Source organism: Bacteroides muris (ex Fokt et al. 2023), assembly GCF_024704895.1.
GTDB lineage: Bacteria > Bacteroidota > Bacteroidia > Bacteroidales > Bacteroidaceae > Bacteroides > Bacteroides muris.
In genome coordinates this window covers 56,718-73,922 of sequence record NZ_JAMZEE010000021.1, presented here as the reverse complement: position 1 = coordinate 73,922, position 17,205 = coordinate 56,718, and the positions used below count along the sequence as shown (strand labels likewise).

The window sequence follows — 17,205 nt, the reverse complement described above, 5'->3', positions numbered from 1 at the left end:
GTAACAGTGGGAGAGTAGGTAGTCGCCGTTTTAGAGGAAGCCCCCGAGTCAGAAATGACGAGGGGGCTTTTGCTTTTTCCACATCACACATCCTTGTCATTGTGCTTATAATATATATTGGTCAACTCTATAGCCAAGTCGTAGACCGATTTCAGTTCGGGATAATGTTCGAATATGATTTCCGCACGTATTCTTTGGAAGTCAGTCTATTTACTAATGTACTGCTGGCGATTTTAGTCTGCTTGTTCTCTTTTTCCATTTCTTTCTTTTTGCCTTCTTTTTGTATTCTTGGAGGCATATTTCTGTGAAAGCACTTGTTATATTGAAAAGAAGCGCTACATTTGTAGTGTACTACTGTGCTAGTGCACATAATTGCTGAAAATCATTAAATCATTCAAGTTATGCTACAAGCAAAAAATGTTTCGTTTGGTTATCACAGAAGGAGAAAAGAAGTCCTGAGTGATTTCTCGCTTTCGCTGAAAACGGGCAAAGTGTATGGGCTGTTGGGGAAGAATGGCGTGGGCAAATCCACGTTGCTCTATCTGATGAGCGGTTTGTTGACTCCCAAACGGGGGAGAGTGATGTATCGTGGTACCGATGTGCGCCGCCGGTTGCCTGCCACGTTGCAGGACATGTTTTTGGTGCCCGAGGAGTTCGATCTTCCATCGGTGTCCTTGGTCAGTTACATCGAACTGAACAGCCGGTTCTATCCCCGTTTCAGCAAAGAAGACATGGTGCGGTATCTTCATCTTTTCGAGATGGATATGGATGCTCATTTGGGCGCATTATCCATGGGACAGAAGAAGAAAGTCTTCATGAGTTTTGCCTTGGCCACCAATACATCTCTGCTGCTGATGGACGAGCCTACCAACGGACTTGACATTCCGGGCAAGAGCCAGTTCCGCAAGTTTCTGGCATCGGGCATGTCCGAGGAGAAGACGATTGTCATCTCCACGCACCAGATACGCGATATAGACAAAGTGTTAGACCATGTGTTGATAATGGACAACAGCCATGTGCTGCTCGACGAATCCATCTCCGGCATTTGCAACAAACTGTTGTTTATGGAGAGCGACGACCGGGAATTGGCCAAGCGTGCGCTCTATGCACTCCCTTCCGTGCAAGGCAATTACCTGATGCTGCCCAATACGGAAGAGGCTGAAACGGAAATCAACCTTGAACTGCTGTTTGGAGCCACGCTTTCGGTTCCCGAAAAGATAGCAGAAATGTTCCACCCCCAAATGAATGAACCGAGATGAAGATACACGATACTTTTTTTAGTTTGCACCGTTTCGCCAACGTATGTCGCAAGGAGATAATCGAGAATTGGAAGTCCCTGCTGCTCCGCATGCTGCTGATGTATGGTGGGCTTACCGTTGTTCTGGTCTGGAATGCCTATTATGAATATGGCAGGTGGCAGGATGTACTCCAGATGCAGGATAGGATAGAGCAGGATATCTGGACTTTCGGAACCGTCATCTTCATGATAGGCATGGGCGTTATGGGATGCCTCAGTGCATCGTTCATGATGGAAGGCATGAAGACGAAGAACGGTCGGTTGGGCGTGCTGATGACGCCTGCCACCATGTTCGAGAAGTTTTTTGCCCGATGGCTGGTGTTTACCTTTGGTTTCTTGCTGGCCTATCTGGTAGCCTATAGGCTGGCCGACTGGACACGCATGCTGGTATACATGGCTGCCTATCCCGAAGCCGGGACTGTGGCACAGGTGCCGTTACTTTCCCGTCTGGTGGGCGATTGTGCGGGGTATTGGACGGCTTTTCCCACCTACGAGCAGTTTATGCTTGCGCTCAGCATGTATTTCTTTTTTCAATCCTGCTTTGTGCTTGGCAGCGCTATCTGGTCTAAGAATGCCTTTGTCAAAACATTTGTGGCAGGAGTGGGCATCGTCATAGTCTATATTTTGGTGATTGTCATGATGCACAAGTTGCTGCTGGGAAACCAATATATGTGGAATATGGGCGAACTGACCGAAAATGAGTTGCTGCTTCTGATAACCTTGGTTTCTTCCTTCATGGCTTTGTTCAACTGGACAGTTGCCTATTTCCGTTTCAAAGAATCCGAAATCATTAATCGCTGGTAGTCGTATGAATTTTAAAGAGAGTAAAGCCATCTACTTGCAAATAGCGGAGCGCATTTGTGATGAAGTGCTTCTGGGGCAATACCGGAAGGAGGAACGTATCCCCTCGGTGCGCGAATATGCAGCCGTGGTAGAGGTAAATGCCAATACCGTGATGCGTTCCTACGATTACTTACAGACGCAGGGGGTGATTTATAACAAGCGCGGCATTGGCTATTTTGTGTCGGCTGATGCCCGCGAGTTGATATTCTCGTTGCGCAAGGAGTATTTTATGAAAGAAGAGTCTGATTATTTTTTCAGGCAGCTTTCCATGTTGGGCATATCAGCCGAAGAACTGGCTGATATGTACCGGAAGTTTATTAAGAAACAAAAATAAAGAAAAAGAGAAAACGTCATGAAACGAACAACGTATGTGATAATAGGAATGCTGGTTGCCGGATTGGCGGTGATATGCGGTGCCATTTTTTATGCGTCATGTCACATGGTCGGGAGGGAATCGGCCGATGCCGTTGAAATCGGCGGAGAAAGGAAAACGGTAGAACTGCCCGAATGCAGGGTAGTGAAACTACTTCACTCTTCCATTGTACGGGAAGAGCATAAGCGGACAGTGAGAGAGCCGGACAGGATTTCTTATTCACTCTGTCAGGTTCCCTTGTCGGTATCTCCGGCAGATTCCGGGCAAGGTAGCTTTTCTTATGCCGGTGATATGGATGAATTTCTCTCGATGAGTTTGGTGGGCGACACATTGCTTGTTTCCTTTGATTTCTCCCGCAAGGCGGATTTGCATTCTTTCGCTTTTGTGAAAATCAAATCGGAACAAATGGAACTGAAAATACCTTCCACTGTGCAGACGGTCTTGGTGGATGTTGATGCTGCCGCCGCTTTCTGTGATTTCCGTCGCGACTCGCTTGCTTTCCATACGCGGGGCGTTGCTTCGGTGAGAAACTGCCGGATGAACTCGCTGTCGGCTCGGGCGGTTGAATTGAAGTTCGTCAGTGGCGAGGTGCGCGATTTGCATATAGATTTGGATGAAGTGCATGCCTGGCAAGTGGTTGCCGACTCATTCCACATCGACACCGAACATTTGTCGGGTAGTCGCGAACATTGGAATTCACTGCAAGTCGGTGAATGTCGGCAGGTGCTTTGGACACCTGTCGGGGAGGAAGCTTCTCTGCATTTGAATTTGAAACAGGCTGCGAAATTGGAAATAGGTGAACAACCGTAGTACGAATACATTATCTTTGACCGGAAAACGAAAACAGGCTGCATCGAATACAGAACTTTTTCATGCAGGCATGAAAGTTCTGTATTCAGTTTGCATTATCTTTGCAGGAAATCAAAAGAAGTAAGGTATGGTCTTGCAATTGTTATTTGTATTGGTGGCTATCATTATCGGTGCCCGTCTGGGCGGCATCGGACTAGGAGTAATGGGAGGGATAGGCTTGGCTGTCCTGACGTTCGGTTTTGGCTTGCAGCCCACATCGCCTCCCATTGACGTCATGCTGATGATAGCCGCTGTTATTTCTGCCGCATCCTGCATGCAGGCCGCCGGAGGACTGGACTATATGGTGAGGCTGGCTGAGCGGTTGTTGCGGAAGAATCCCTCGCAGGTCACCATCCTAAGTCCCATCGTCACCTATCTCTTCACCTTGGTTGCAGGTACGGGACATGTGGCCTATTCGCTACTACCTGTGATAGCCGAGGAGGCTACCGAAACAAAGATACGCCCGGAAAGGCCGCTGGGCATTGCGGTGATTGCTTCGCAGCAGGCCATAACGGCAAGTCCCATTTCGGCTGCCACCGTTGCCTTGCTCGGGTTGCTGACTGGATTTGACGTTACCTTGTTCGATATTCTGAAAATAACAGTTCCGGCTACCATTATCGGGGTGCTTGTGGGTGCCTTGTTTTCTATGAAGGTGGGCAAGGACCTTGCGGACGATCCGGAATATAGGAAGCGGTTATCCGAAGGTTGTCTGACCGCTGCGAAGGTGGAGATAAGGGATATACATAACAAGCGGCATGCTGTCCTGTCCGTCCTCATCTTCTTCCTTGCCACTGTTTTTATCGTGTTCTTCGGTTCGTTCGACAGTTTACGACCTGCCTTCGTGATAGACGGAGAAACGGTGAAGCTCGGCATGTCTGCCATCATCGAAATCGTGATGCTTTCTGCTGCCGCCCTCATCTTGCTGCTGACCCGTACCGACGGTATGAAGGCAACACAAGGTTCCGTATTCCCTGCAGGCATGCAGGCGGTGATTGCCATATTCGGCATTGCCTGGATGGGAGATACTTTTCTTCAGGGAAACGTGCTCCAGCTGACCCAGTCCATCGAAGGAGTGGTGAGGCAGATGCCGTGGCTGTTCGGTATAGCCTTGTTTGTCATGTCGATTCTGCTTTATAGCCAGGCTGCTACTGTGCGTGCGCTTATGCCTTTAGGCATCGCTTTGGGCATTTCGCCTCTGGTACTGATTGCTCTGTTTCCCGCGGTAAACGGTTATTTCTTTATTCCCAATTACCCCACTGTGATAGCGGCTATCAATTTCGACCGTACCGGAACAACCCGCATCGGCAAGTATGTACTGAATCATTCGTTCATGCTGCCCGGACTTATTTCGACTGGGGTTGCCATCGGGCTGGGATTGTTCTTTATCAGGATGTTTTGACGGAAACCGATTCTTTTGAAGGGAATCTTTCCGTAATTTTGTAGATTTACTCTGAGCCTTTTGGAGTATATCCCTATCTTTCCTCTAAAAAAACAAAGAAGCTCACCTCCCTCTCTTTCTGCTTGGGGATAGATATGATTTATTAGGCCCACATTATCCCGGGAGACTTCCTGTTTTTGAAGTCTCCCACAAAGACACGGTCCTTTTCATCAATAAGGTTTAAGTTTATGCCGCTTCATCTGCAAGCGTTCCTCATGATATTGGCGCAGGATATCACGATTGGTATCGGTTACAAAACCATTGAGTTATTCCAAACAACAATCCAATAGATACTCATATTCTCAAGGGACACTTCACAAACATGATGGGAAACAAGCAAATCACGTAGTTTATCCAACTACCAAAAACTGAATCAATTTTTGAGCCGTTTTTATACAAGATATATATATAAATACTATCTTTGTGAACATCAAGACCACATTCATAAGAAGCCAATTTATAGCTTAATTACTGGAGACCTAAAGATAAGAAAAAATGTGTACCAAGAGTACAAATAAGGCTAAGGAGAAGGAGGTGGTGTTGTTTTTTTATGCGACTGGCATAAAATCTAAAGGATTTTGCGTAAGTTTGTAATATCTGTTACTTATGCGAATCAGTAGTTGAACTCTGATTCATTGTTTTAATAAATAAATGCGATGGCAATTTTCTCCATCGTATGTACCAAAAGTCCGAATGTAAATCAGATTTTCATCGTTCTTTGAGTATTTGTTTTCTCATTTAGCCGGTTGAAAAACGATTCTATGGGTTGTCTGACCTTTGAAACGGCAATAGAAAATAGGTCTCTGTCTGCTTTCTGTCTTTGCGTAATAATCGGATTCTCTCCTTTTATAACTTTAGTGGGAGTCAGTATGTTTACACTTTTTTTGCTGTTTATTTCCTAAAAATGCGAAGTCTGAGTATACTTATCGGCAAATATATCTCTGTTTATCAGACCATCATCTACTTCTCTTTTAAGAACTGTCAGATTATTCTCCTGTGCGGATGATAAGATAATCATTTTCAGTAGCCATTTCCTCTGTTTTGTCTTTCCTGCACAAGTAGTGATGGGCATGGAGTCAATAAGTGATGTCATAGAATCGCAATCTATTGGTTTAAAGAAAGTAAGCAGCAGCTTCACCAGTTCGTTAATCGCCTCACTCATCAGGTTTAACCGATAGTTGGGAAGGTTAGGAAACTAGGAAAGCAAATATGCTTTGGTAAATGTATGTATCTCTTTGATGCTAAAATAGCGCTGTACAGTAAGTAGCTCCTGATTGGTGTAGAACTTCAGTGAAGACTCGTAAACATCGCAGATATACATATATATATTCATAAGTTTTAACTCTTTCTACTTGGGAATCATAATTAGAATAATGAGTGTTTTTTATTCTTATAATTTGTTGATTAACAAGGAGATTAAGAGATGAGTATATGAGGAGATTGAATAATAACAATTTATAAACTGAATCAGTAAGTGATCTCAAATACTGATTCGCATTACTTACAAAATAATGGTACTTTATATGAAAAAAAAACACTATGGAATGCTTTCTCTAGCTGTAGCTTCATACCTGACAGCTTATGCGGAAAATGGAAAGCAGAATACGGACAAACCGAATGTGATTCTTATTTATGCTGATGATTTGGGATATGGCGACTTGGAATGTTATGGGGCAAAAAATGTGCAAACCCCTAATGTTAATCGCTTGGCATCCAAAGGTATCCGGTTTACCAACGCACATGCCACCGCTGCCACCAGTACCCCGTCCAGATATTCCATGCTGACAGGAGAATACGCATGGCGTAAACCGGGAACAGACGTTGCGGTAGGAAATGCGGGAATGATTATACGTCCCGAACAGTACACCATAGCAGATATGTTTAAAAGTTCCGGTTATGCCACAGGAGCATTTGGTAAATGGCATTTGGGGTTAGGTGACAAAACTGGGCAACAAGATTGGAATGCTCCTCTTTCCGCCTCTTTGGGCGATTTAGGATTCGATTACTCTTATATTATGGCTGCCACGGCCGACCGGGTTCCTTGTGTATTTATTGAAAATGGCCAAGTTGCCAATTACGATCCTTCCGCTCCGATAGAAGTGAGCTATGTAAAAAATTTCCCCGGTGAGCCTACCGGTAAAGACAACCCCGAACTGTTGTACAATCTCAAACCAAGCCACGGACATGATATGTCCATTGTAAACGGTATCAGCCGGATTGGTTATATGAAAGGGGGGGGGAAAGCATTGTGGAAAGATGAAAATATAGCTGATTCCATTACTACACATGCCATTGAGTTTATCAAGCAACATAAGGACGAACCTTTCTTTATGTATTTCGCTACGAATGATGTGCATGTTCCCCGTTTTCCACATGAGCGTTTTCGTGGTAAAAACAAGATGGGGTTGCGTGGTGATGCTATCGCACAGTTTGACTGGAGTGTAGGTCGGTTGTTGGAAACCCTTGACGAAATGGGGCTGACCGGGAATACATTGATTATCCTTTCCAGTGACAATGGTCCGGTGGTAGATGACGGATACGATGACAAAGCGGAAGAATTACTGAACGGTCACGAACCTACCGGTGGTTTGCGAGGGGGGAAATATAGTGCATTCGAAGGAGGTACTCGCGTTCCTGTAATTGTGCATTGGCCCCAGGCCGTCGGCAAGCCCGGGGTTAGCGATGTTCTTATTTCACAAATAGACTGGTTGGCATCATTGGCTTCTTTAGTGAATGCTCGTATTCCGAAAGGAAGTGCTCCCGACAGTTATAACCGCCTGGGCAACTTGTTGGGCCAAGACAAGACGGATCGTCCATGGGTTGTTGAGCAAGCTGCCAACCACACTTTGTCTGTACGTACCAAAGACTGGAAATTCATTGAAGGAGGTGACGGACCGGAAATGATACCTTGGGGGCCGAAAATTGAAACTGGATATTTGGGTACTCCTCAATTATATGATATGAAGCAAGTAGGCGAAAAAAAGAATGTGGCAACACAATATCCTGAGAAAGTGTTCGAACTGGAAAAGATATTGAGAAAAGTACGAGACAGAAGTATAAAGATGAAGTAAAGTATATCGGAGAATCTGGTTTGCTTTTAATCGGCAGATACCCTCATGGTCGTTAGGCTATGAGGGTATCTGTTTTATATGTATTTCCATAAAAAATCTGCAAACTGCCCCTGTCTTGTCCGACCTTTTAAAAAAAAGAGGATAAAAAGCTTACATCAGCTATTTATCCTCATTATAGTTGCGGAGATCCGACTCGAACGAATGACCTTTGGGTTATGAGCCCAACGAGCTACCAACTGCTCCACTCCGCGATGTTATCGTTTTGTGAGTGCAAAGGTACGGCTTTTTATTTAATATGCAAATAAAATGCATGATAATTTTGAGATTAAGTAGGCTTTTCTAGGTAATGTGCTGATAAATAAAATGATAGTAAGCCTGCTTTTTTCTTTCTTTTTAGAGCTATTTGTTAATAAAATGAATGTTTTCTTGTAAGATATGCGGAAATGTCTTACTTTTGCTCAAATAATAAAGCAATGTGCAATTAATTTATGACCGTATCTAAAACAAAAGCTAAATTAGTGGACGTTGCCCGTCAGCTGTTTGCAAAGATGGGTGTTGAAAATACCACGATGAATGATATTGCCCTCGCTTCAAAGAAAGGTAGGAGAACGCTCTATACCTATTTCAAGAGCAAGGAAGATATTTACTTGGCTGTTGTTGAGTCGGAGCTGGATATTCTCTCGGATATGATGAAGCGCGTGGTGGAGAAGGATGTTCAGCCGGACGAGAAACTGATGGAAATGATTTATACCCATCTGGATGCAGTGAAGGAGGTTGTTTTTCGGAACGGTACCCTTCGTGCCAATTTCTTTCGGGATATTTGGAGAGTGGAGAAAGTGCGCAAACGTTTTGACGCCAAGGAAACCCAACTTTTCAAGGAAGTCTTGCGTGAAGGCATGGAGAAAGGTGTTTTCCAGATAGACGATTTGGATATGACTGCTGAGATTGTGCATTACAGTGTCAAAGGCATTGAAACACCTTATATTCGTGGCCATATAGGAGCCAATCTGGAGGATGAGGTGCGGGATGCTTACGTTACCCGTCTGGTGCTTGGCGCGTTAGGGAAGAAGTAAGAATACATTTTATAAATAATTTAAAAATAGTATGGGATTATTAGATGGAAAAACAGCCATTGTGACGGGTGCAGCACGTGGCATCGGCAAGGCTATCGCTTTGAAGTTCGCTCAAGAAGGAGCAAATATTGCATTCACTGACTTGGTGATTGATGAAAATGCTGAGGCTACAGCAAAGGAACTGGAAGCTTTGGGAGTAAAGGCAAAGGCATATGCCTCCAACGCGGCAAACTTTGAAGACACAGCCAATGTAGTGGCAGAAATCCATAAGGACTTTGGTCGCATCGATATTCTGGTAAACAATGCCGGTATCACACGCGACGGCCTGATGATGCGCATGAGCGAACAGCAATGGGATATGGTTATCAATGTCAACCTCAAATCGGCATTCAACTTTATCCATGCCTGCACCCCTATCATGATGCGGCAGAAGGCAGGTAGCATTATCAATATGGCATCTGTGGTAGGTGTTCACGGCAATGCCGGCCAGGCCAACTATTCTGCTTCCAAAGCCGGTATGATTGCTTTGGCCAAGTCTATCGCACAGGAACTGGGTTCTCGCGGTATCCGTGCCAATGCCATTGCTCCGGGCTTCATCATGACAGCCATGACCGATGCCTTGTCCGAAGAAGTGAAGGCTGAATGGTGCAAGAAGATTCCTTTGCGCCGTGGCGGTACACCCGAAGACGTGGCAAACATTGCTACCTTCCTGGCTTCTGACATGTCTTCGTACGTGTCCGGTCAGGTAATTCAGGTAGATGGTGGTATGAATATGTAGAATGACAAGCAAATTGAGGGATTAAGAATTGAAAGGTACAATCTACTTTCATTCTTTAATTCTGTCATTATTAATTTTTGAAATAACGATGACTGTCGTATACGAAGACAATCATATCATTATAGTCAACAAGACCGCTTCCGAGATAGTTCAGGGAGACAAAACGGGTGATACACCGCTTTCGGAAACTGTAAAGCAGTACCTGAAAGAGAAGTACAGCAAGCCCGGAAATGTCTTTATCGGTGTCACCCACCGACTGGACCGCCCCGTGAGCGGTCTTGTTGTTTTTGCCAAGACCGGTAAGGCACTATCGCGTCTGAATGAGATGTTCAAGAACAGCGAGGTGAAGAAGACTTATTGGGCAGTGGTGAAGAACTTGCCTCGCGAAGAAGAAGGGGAGCTGGTGAATTATTTGGTACGCAACGAGAAACAGAACAAGAGTTATGCCTACGACAAGGAGGTGCCGGGCAGCAAGAAAGCGATTTTGCGCTATCGGATTATCGGGCGGTCGCAGAACTATTATCTGTTGGAAGTAGACCTGAAAACCGGACGTCATCACCAGATACGTTGTCAGTTGGCAAAGATGGGTTCTCCTATCAAGGGCGACTTGAAGTATGGTTCGCCCCGCTCCAATCCCGACGGCAGCATCTGTCTGCATGCGCGGTCTATCCGTTTTGTGCATCCGGTGTCCAAAGAACTGATAGAAGTGGAGGCGCCTGTTCCTCCCGGAAATTTATGGAATGGTTTTGAAACGATTTAATCTTACTGTAATGAAGAAAATCATAGTTTTGTCGGGCTTGCTGCTCCTTGCAGGATTGGCTGCCCAAGCTCAGGAAAGGATTGCTGAGTATAATGTGCGTCCTGCCGTTACGGTGCGCACCCCCCTCCAAGGCGATAGTATCAACTTCAAAGGAGATAAGTTTACTGTCGGTAATCTTTTGAAGACGAAGGTCAACCTCGGCTTCGACGGATGTCAGTACGAACGTATGGCGGCTGATACGGCCGGATATGTCGCTGTGGCAAAGGCGGATAAGGACAATCTGTTCTATCTGTTTGCCACCAATCTGCGTGCCGAGCGTTTCATGAAGGGCAAGCTGAATGTATATTCCCCTGCCCGTTTTGAGGTGTTTGTAAACGGTGAATCCAAACAGGTCAAGGAGACGGCAGAGGACAGCTTGTCGCAGGTTCGTCCTACGGCCGTGAGTCTGCGCATGAATCCCGAAGCAGATTATGAAATTGTTATCAAGTTGCTTTCAAGCGCGGACGACAAGATGCAGCCGATGCTGAAATGTGAATTTGAAAAGGAAGAAGACTTTACCGATGTAGCCTGTCAGATAGCACCGGACATGAAGAGACGCTTTTCTTTGTTCAACACCAATTTCGGTTCCCGAGTGAGCTGGGTTTCTCTTTCGCCCAACGGCAAGTACCTGCTGACCCGCTATTCGGACAGTTACGACGTGAAACGTTTCAGAACCCGTTGTGAACTGACCGAGGTGAAGACCGGCCGGGTGATACTGCCCAATGCCAATGAAGGGATGAAGTGGATGCCCAACAGCAACAAGCTTTACTATACGGTTATGGGTGAGAAGCAGAACGACCTGGTTGTGTTCGACCCTGCTACGATGCGTGAAGAAGTGCTGCTGAAGAATGTCCCGGAAGGATATTTCAGCTGGTCTCCTACGGAAGAATACCTTATCTATATGCTCACGGACGAGGGCGAAAAGGTGAGTGGCCCGTTGAAACGTCTCTTGCATCCGGACGACCGTATCCCCAATTCTCGCAACCGTTATTATCTCATGAAATACGATGTGGCGACGGGACTTTCCGAGCGTCTGACCTATGGTAACCGCAACGTCTATCTGAATGATATTTCTCCGGATGGCAAGAAACTGTTGTGCAGCACTTCCAAGCCAGACATCACTCGATGTCCTTTCTCTCTCTCTTCTCTTTTCGAGATTGATCTGGCCACCTTGCAGGCAGATACACTGGTGGCTTGGGATGCCTATCTGGGAGGCGCTTCCTATTCTCCGGACGGCAAACAGCTTCTGGTGACCGGCAGTCCGTCCGCTTTCGGAGGCATCGGCAAGAACTGTGGTGAACATCCTATTGCCAATGACTTTGATACCCAAGCCTTCATTATGGATCTGGCTACAAAGAAAGTGCAAGCCATCACGCGCGATTTCAATCCTACGGTGTCTCTCGTGCAGTGGAACCGTGTGGACGGATGTATCTATTTCGATACGACCGATGGAGATTGCAGTCATATCTATCGTTATGTTCCGAAGACGGGTGGCTTTGAGATGCTGCCGCTTGAAGAGGATGTGATTACTTCCTTCACGCTGGCCGATGACAATCCGGTTGTGGCTGCCTATGTGGGCGGAGGAAACGCCAGCACGGGTGTAGCTTACACGTACGACACGAAGAAGAAAGTTTCCACCCTGCTTGCCAACCCCATGAAGCCCATCCTCGATAAGATTGAGCTGGGACAGATGGAAGAGTGGAACTTTACAGCTTCGGACGGTACGGAGATAAAGGGAATGATTTGCCTGCCGCCGTCTTTCGACCCGAACAAGAAGTATCCGCTTATCGTGTACTATTATGGAGGAACGACTCCTACGACCCGCGGCATTACTTCTCCGTACTCTGCACAGTTGTTTGCATCACGCGACTATGTGGTTTATGTTATCCAGCCCAGTGGTGCCATCGGGTATGGCCAGGAGTTCTCTGCACGCCACGTCAATGCTTGGGGTGAGCGTACGGCCGATGAAATTATTGAAGGCACGAAGAAGTTCTGTGCAGCCCATCCGTTTGTCAACGATAAACGTATCGGATGCTTGGGCGCCTCTTATGGAGGATTCATGACGATGTATCTGCAGACTAAGACGGATATGTTTGCTGCCGCAGCCTCACATGCAGGTATCAGTAATGTGACGAGCTATTGGGGCGAAGGTTTCTGGGGATACTCCTATAACTCAGTGGCGGCTGCCGAGAGCTATCCTTGGAATAATCCCGATTTGTTTACGAAACATGGAGCGCTGTTCAATGCGGACAAGATTAAGACTCCTCTGTTGTTGCTGCATGGCACGGTAGATACGAACGTGCCTATCGGTGAAAGTATCCAGTTGTATAATGCGCTGAAGATATTGGGCAAGCCGGTGGAATTCATTACCGTGGACGGTGAGAATCATTTTGTGTCTGATTATGCAAAGCGTGAATTGTGGCACAATTCAATCATGGCTTGGTTTGCCCGCTGGTTGCAGGATAGTCCGGCATGGTGGAATGACCTTTATCCGGAAAGGAACTGGTAATACTTTATCTCTACTTTACCTATTGTAAAGCGGCACTTTATCACCGATAAAGTGCCGCTTTATTAGTGATAAAGCAATACTTTACTGGTAATAAAGTGCCGCTTTATGATGGGTAAAGTGAATATAAAGTGATTTCTGTCTGATAATAAGTATCTTACTGTGATGAAATGAAAAAGCCGTTTCCCAGAATAGACAAGGAGGAAACGGCTTTTTTGTTGTAGTGTGCTTACTGTTATTCGGCCACTTTTGCTGTGTCTGGGACGTTCTCGGCTTTCTGCAAGGTATCCGTTATCACAGTGTCGTTAGACAAGGTTGTTGTCTTACTCGGCTGTTCTACCGGAGCCTTGGCTTGAGCCAAGAACGATCCGCCACAAACAAACATAAACAGGGCTGCTACTAATACTAATTTTTTCATAATTCATTTGCTTTAGGTTGATAATATATTGTTGTTAAGTCTAAGTGCCTGCTTGGTGTAGCGCTTGGTGCTTACGCTTAATATAGGTCAAATGATGTGCCAAAAGAAGTGCGGTTCGGTTAAGTTGTTGAAATATAACTGTATATGAATTCGAGGCACAGTATGACACAGTGTGGAAAAATGTGGAATATGTGGAGGGAGATGTGGAATTATTCCACACTTCTCAGTCCGATAAGTGATAAAGTTTCAACTTGTTGTACAGTGTTTTGCGGTCGATCCCCAACAGTTGTGCCGCACGGCTCTTGTTGTTCCCCGTCTGCCGCAGCGCCTCGATAATCTGATGCTTCTCTGCCTCCTCGTTGCGGAGAGGAATACCGATGATGGCCGGTGCTGGTTCTTTCAGTTCGCTTAGTTCATTAATTGTAATGAATTTGCCTTGCGCCAGCAGTGTGGCACGGCGTATCATGTTCTTCATCTGGCGCAGGTTGCCCGGCCAGGGATATTCCAATAAGGCGCGTGATGCTTTATCGTCGAAGCCGGTCAGTTGCTTGTCCATTTCGCGGTTGGCCTGGTCCAGAAAGAAATTGGCAAAGAGCAGGATATCTTCGCGGCGGTCTTTGAGTTGTGGCATGCGCAGTGTGAATTCATTGATACGGTGGTATAAATCTTCACGGAACATCCCTTTTCCGATGGCTTGCTCCAGATTTTCGTTGGTGGCGGATACCAGACGCACATCCACGCTTATCTCTTTGTTCGAGCCTACGGGACGTATCTTGCGCTCTTGCAAAGCACGCAGCAACTGTATTTGCACTTCATAGCTCAGGTTTCCTATTTCATCCAGAAAGATGGTACCACCGTTGGCTTCAACGAAAGCGCCCGTCTTGTCGGTCAATGCGCCGGTAAAGGCACCCTTTATGTGGCCGAAGAACTCCGAGGCGGCCAATTCTTTGGGGATAGAACCGCAATCGATGGCTACAAACGGCCGGTCGGCACGCTTGCTGAGTTGATGGATGCGGTGGGCCACATATTCTTTGCCCGTTCCGCTGGCGCCATTGATGAGTACGGACATGTTGGTAGGTGAAACCAGTTTCACATAATTATAGAGTTGCTTGGCGGTATCGCTCTCTCCTTCTAGATAATCGGAAGGGGGAGGAGTGCTCTCTATCCCTTTGGCGGGAGTGCCTTTTGAAGAACTATGGCCGGTACGCATTTTCTGCGCTTCCTCTATTTTCTTCAATAATTCATCCGGATTTATCGGTTTGGCTATATAATCGCAGGCTCCCAGTTTCATGGATTGGACAGCCGATTGTATATCAGCGTATCCCGTCATGATGATAAGCGGTATTTGCAAGTTGCGTTCGCCCAGCCATTTCAGTAAGTCAATGCCATCCTTGTCGGGCAGACGCAGGTCGGATAATATCAAATCTACGGTTCCCGACTCAATATGTTTTTGAGCACGGGCTATGCTGCTGGCGGAGGTTACTTGGAAACCTTTTTTGCCGAGCCATGTTTTTAGCATCATGCCGTAAGTAATATCATCTTCTACGATTAATATGGATGTCATCGCTTTTGCCTTTTATCTCTTTTATGTAGGCAAAGGTAAGTGCTTTTGTCTGATTTTAGTATATTTGCAAACTTAAATTAAATAAAAAACAAAATGAAAAGAAATCTTATTGTATTATTAACTATACTGGTTTGCGGTCTGACTGCCTGCAAGCCGGGACAAAAGAAAGAAGTAGATATGGAAAAAGAAACGAAGTTGAAGATTGAGACAAGTGCGGGTGATATCATCGTGAAACTGTATAACGAAACCCCGAAACATCGTGATAACTTTATCAAGCTGGTGGAAGACGGCACGTATGAAGGTACGCTGTTCCACCGTGTCATCAAGGACTTTATGATACAGGCAGGTGACCCGGAATCGAAGAAGGCCCCGAAAGGCAAGATGCTTGGTACGGGTGATGTGGGTTATACCGTTCCTGCCGAATTCGTCTATCCGAAGTATTTTCACAAAAAAGGTGCTTTGTCGGCTGCACGTCAGGGTGATGAGGTGAATCCTGAGAAGGCATCGTCCGGTTGTCAGTTCTACATTGTGACCGGAAAGGTGTATGGTGATTCTACTTTGCTGGGTATGGAACAGCAGATGAACCAGATGCGTCTGAACAATGCTTTCAATGCATTGGCACAGAAGCACATGAAAGAAATCTACAAGATGCGCAAGAATAACGATCAGGATGGCTTGATGAACTTGCAGGATTCATTGATTGCGCAGGCCGAGGCTCAGGTTGCCAAGGAACCGGAGTTCAAATTTACTCCCGAGCAAGTAAAGGCCTATACTACTGTGGGCGGTACTCCGCATTTGGACGGTGCGTATACCGTATTCGGTGAAGTGCTGGAAGGTATGGATATCGTTGATAAAATACAGAAGGTCAAGACCGACCGTAACGACCGTCCCGAAGAGGATGTGGTTATTAAAAAAGTGACTGTGATAGATTGATGATGTAATCTGTCATTCCATTTTATGAAGATAAACAAAAAGATATTTGACAACGGTCTGCGGTTGGTGCACAAAGAGGACACCAGCACGCAGATGGTTGCCTTGAATATTGTTTATGACGTGGGTGCTCGTGACGAACATCCCGGGCATACGGGCTTTGCCCATCTGTTCGAGCATCTGATGTTCGGAGGTTCGGTGCATATTCCTGATTATGATGCTCCTTTGCAACTGGCAGGTGGGGAGAATAATGCATGGACCAATAATGATATTACCAATTACTACCTGACGGTTCCGAAATCGAATGTGGAAATTGGTTTTTGGCTGGAGTCCGACCGTATGCTGGAACTGGCATTCAGTGAGCAGAGTCTTGAAGTGCAGCGTGCGGTAGTGATGGAGGAATTCAAACAACGTTGCCTGAACCAACCGTATGGCGATGTGGGGCATCTGCTTCGTCCTTTGGCCTATCAGACGCATCCTTATCGCTGGCCTACTATCGGAAAGGACCTTTCTCATATTGCCAATGCCACGCTGGATGAGGTAAAGGAATTCTTTTTCCGTTTTTATGCACCTAATAATGCGGTTTTGGCCGTTACCGGAAATATTTCGTGGGAAGAAACGGTGAGGCTGACTGAAAAGTGGTTCGCTCCCATTCCCCGTAGAAACGTGCCCGTAAGGCAATTGCCGCAAGAAGTCGCACAGACGGTGGAACGCCGACAAACGGTGGAACGGAATGTTCCTTTGGATGCATTGTTCATGGCTTATCACATGTGTAGCCGTAAGGATGCCGATTATTATGCATTCGATATTTTATCGGATGTTCTGAGCAATGGAAGTTCCAGCCGATTGACCCGCAGGCTGGTGCAGGAGCAAAAGCTCTTTTCCAGTCTCGATGCCTATATCTCCGGTACACGGGATGCCGGACTGCTGCATATCAGTGGAAAACCCTCTGCAGGCGTATCTCTGGAGCAGGCCGAGGCTGCTGTTCGGCAAGAACTGGAAGAGTTGAAATCTGGGCTTGTTGGAGAGCAGGAATTGGAGAAAGTAAAGAATAAGTTTGAATCTACACAGATATTCGGCAACATCAATTATTTGAATGTTGCTACGAACCTTGCCTGGTTTGAGCTGACCGGAGAGGCGGAAGACATAGACCGTGAAGTAGACAATTACCGTGCCGTGACGGCAGAACAGCTTCATAGGGTGGCACAGCAGACGTTCCGTGACGAAAACGGGGTTGTGCTCTATTATCAAAAAGAAAACCTTTAG

At 46.1% G+C, this 17,205-nt stretch carries 17 protein-coding genes and 1 tRNA gene; 13 read left to right on the top strand and 5 right to left on the bottom strand.

Going from position 1 to position 17,205, the window contains the following annotated elements:
* The 6 genes from M1B78_RS10245 to M1B78_RS10220 form a co-directional block, all read left to right on the top strand.
* On the top strand, positions 1-308 hold a 308-nt coding region (locus M1B78_RS10245), incomplete at its 5' end, for a hypothetical protein (RefSeq protein WP_257940600.1).
* Positions 309-401: 93 nt separating this feature from the next.
* Complete coding sequence (locus tag M1B78_RS10240; protein ID WP_176468514.1) at positions 402-1,259, top strand: ABC transporter ATP-binding protein; 858 nt, start codon at positions 402-404, stop codon at positions 1,257-1,259.
* The gene (locus M1B78_RS10235) at positions 1,256-2,101 is read left to right on the top strand and encodes a hypothetical protein (protein ID WP_257940599.1); all 846 of its coding nucleotides are present in this window, start codon (positions 1,256-1,258) and stop codon (positions 2,099-2,101) included. The genes M1B78_RS10240 and M1B78_RS10235 overlap by 4 nt, the downstream gene beginning before the upstream one ends.
* 4 nt (positions 2,102-2,105) lie before the next feature.
* A complete protein-coding gene (locus M1B78_RS10230) occupies positions 2,106-2,474 on the top strand; it encodes a GntR family transcriptional regulator (RefSeq protein ID WP_136009723.1) in 369 nt (122 codons plus the stop codon).
* Positions 2,475-2,492: 18 nt separating this feature from the next.
* Positions 2,493-3,323 (top strand): hypothetical protein, encoded by an 831-nt coding sequence (locus tag M1B78_RS10225; RefSeq protein ID WP_136009724.1) that lies wholly within the window; start codon positions 2,493-2,495, stop codon positions 3,321-3,323.
* Between the two features lie 127 nt (positions 3,324-3,450).
* On the top strand, positions 3,451-4,761 hold the full coding sequence (locus M1B78_RS10220) for an anaerobic C4-dicarboxylate transporter family protein (protein WP_257940598.1): 1,311 nt from the start codon (positions 3,451-3,453) through the stop codon (positions 4,759-4,761).
* A gap of 937 nt (positions 4,762-5,698) precedes the next feature.
* Here the strand turns inward: M1B78_RS10220 and M1B78_RS10215 are convergent.
* The gene (locus M1B78_RS10215; protein ID WP_255260484.1) at positions 5,699-5,962 is read right to left on the bottom strand and encodes a hypothetical protein; all 264 of its coding nucleotides are present in this window, start codon (positions 5,960-5,962) and stop codon (positions 5,699-5,701) included.
* A 33-nt stretch (positions 5,963-5,995) separates the two neighbouring features.
* Complete coding sequence (locus M1B78_RS10210; protein ID WP_255260483.1) at positions 5,996-6,133, bottom strand: hypothetical protein; 138 nt, start codon at positions 6,131-6,133, stop codon at positions 5,996-5,998.
* A gap of 190 nt (positions 6,134-6,323) precedes the next feature.
* Here M1B78_RS10210 and M1B78_RS10205 point away from each other — a divergent pair, with 190 nt between their 5' ends.
* Positions 6,324-7,871 (top strand): sulfatase family protein, encoded by a 1,548-nt coding sequence (locus tag M1B78_RS10205; protein WP_257940597.1) that lies wholly within the window; start codon positions 6,324-6,326, stop codon positions 7,869-7,871.
* Between the two features lie 178 nt (positions 7,872-8,049).
* Here the strand turns inward: M1B78_RS10205 and M1B78_RS10200 are convergent.
* Positions 8,050-8,122, bottom strand: a tRNA-Met gene (locus M1B78_RS10200).
* 237 nt (positions 8,123-8,359) lie between these two features.
* Between M1B78_RS10200 and M1B78_RS10195 the strand changes: the two genes are divergently transcribed.
* From M1B78_RS10195 to M1B78_RS10180, 4 genes are all read left to right on the top strand, one after another.
* Entirely contained in the window at positions 8,360-8,944 is a 585-nt protein-coding gene (locus M1B78_RS10195) for a TetR/AcrR family transcriptional regulator (RefSeq protein ID WP_136009727.1), read from the top strand.
* A gap of 31 nt (positions 8,945-8,975) precedes the next feature.
* Positions 8,976-9,722: a 3-oxoacyl-[acyl-carrier-protein] reductase gene (gene fabG, locus M1B78_RS10190; protein WP_005828602.1), complete on the top strand. Its 747-nt coding sequence runs from the start codon at positions 8,976-8,978 to the stop codon at positions 9,720-9,722.
* An 88-nt stretch (positions 9,723-9,810) separates the two neighbouring features.
* The gene (locus M1B78_RS10185; RefSeq protein ID WP_136009728.1) at positions 9,811-10,482 is read left to right on the top strand and encodes an RluA family pseudouridine synthase; all 672 of its coding nucleotides are present in this window, start codon (positions 9,811-9,813) and stop codon (positions 10,480-10,482) included.
* Positions 10,483-10,492: 10 nt separating this feature from the next.
* Positions 10,493-13,030, top strand: a complete 2,538-nt coding sequence (locus tag M1B78_RS10180) for an alpha/beta hydrolase family protein (protein ID WP_136009729.1) — start codon at positions 10,493-10,495, stop codon at positions 13,028-13,030.
* 232 nt (positions 13,031-13,262) lie between these two features.
* Here M1B78_RS10180 and M1B78_RS10175 read toward each other — a convergent pair whose 3' ends face one another.
* Positions 13,263-13,445 carry a hypothetical protein gene (locus tag M1B78_RS10175; RefSeq protein ID WP_136009730.1) on the bottom strand — a complete coding sequence of 61 codons (183 nt, stop codon included), beginning with the start codon at positions 13,443-13,445 and terminating at the stop codon, positions 13,263-13,265.
* A 223-nt stretch (positions 13,446-13,668) separates the two neighbouring features.
* Positions 13,669-15,009, bottom strand: coding sequence for a sigma-54-dependent transcriptional regulator (locus M1B78_RS10170; RefSeq protein WP_257940596.1), 1,341 nt, complete (start codon positions 15,007-15,009; stop codon positions 13,669-13,671).
* Positions 15,010-15,102: 93 nt separating this feature from the next.
* Between M1B78_RS10170 and M1B78_RS10165 the strand changes: the two genes are divergently transcribed.
* Together M1B78_RS10165 and M1B78_RS10160 are read left to right on the top strand one after the other, a co-directional pair.
* Positions 15,103-15,942 (top strand): peptidylprolyl isomerase, encoded by an 840-nt coding sequence (locus M1B78_RS10165; protein ID WP_176468509.1) that lies wholly within the window; start codon positions 15,103-15,105, stop codon positions 15,940-15,942.
* Between the two features lie 24 nt (positions 15,943-15,966).
* Positions 15,967-17,205: a M16 family metallopeptidase gene (locus tag M1B78_RS10160; RefSeq protein WP_136009733.1), complete on the top strand. Its 1,239-nt coding sequence runs from the start codon at positions 15,967-15,969 to the stop codon at positions 17,203-17,205.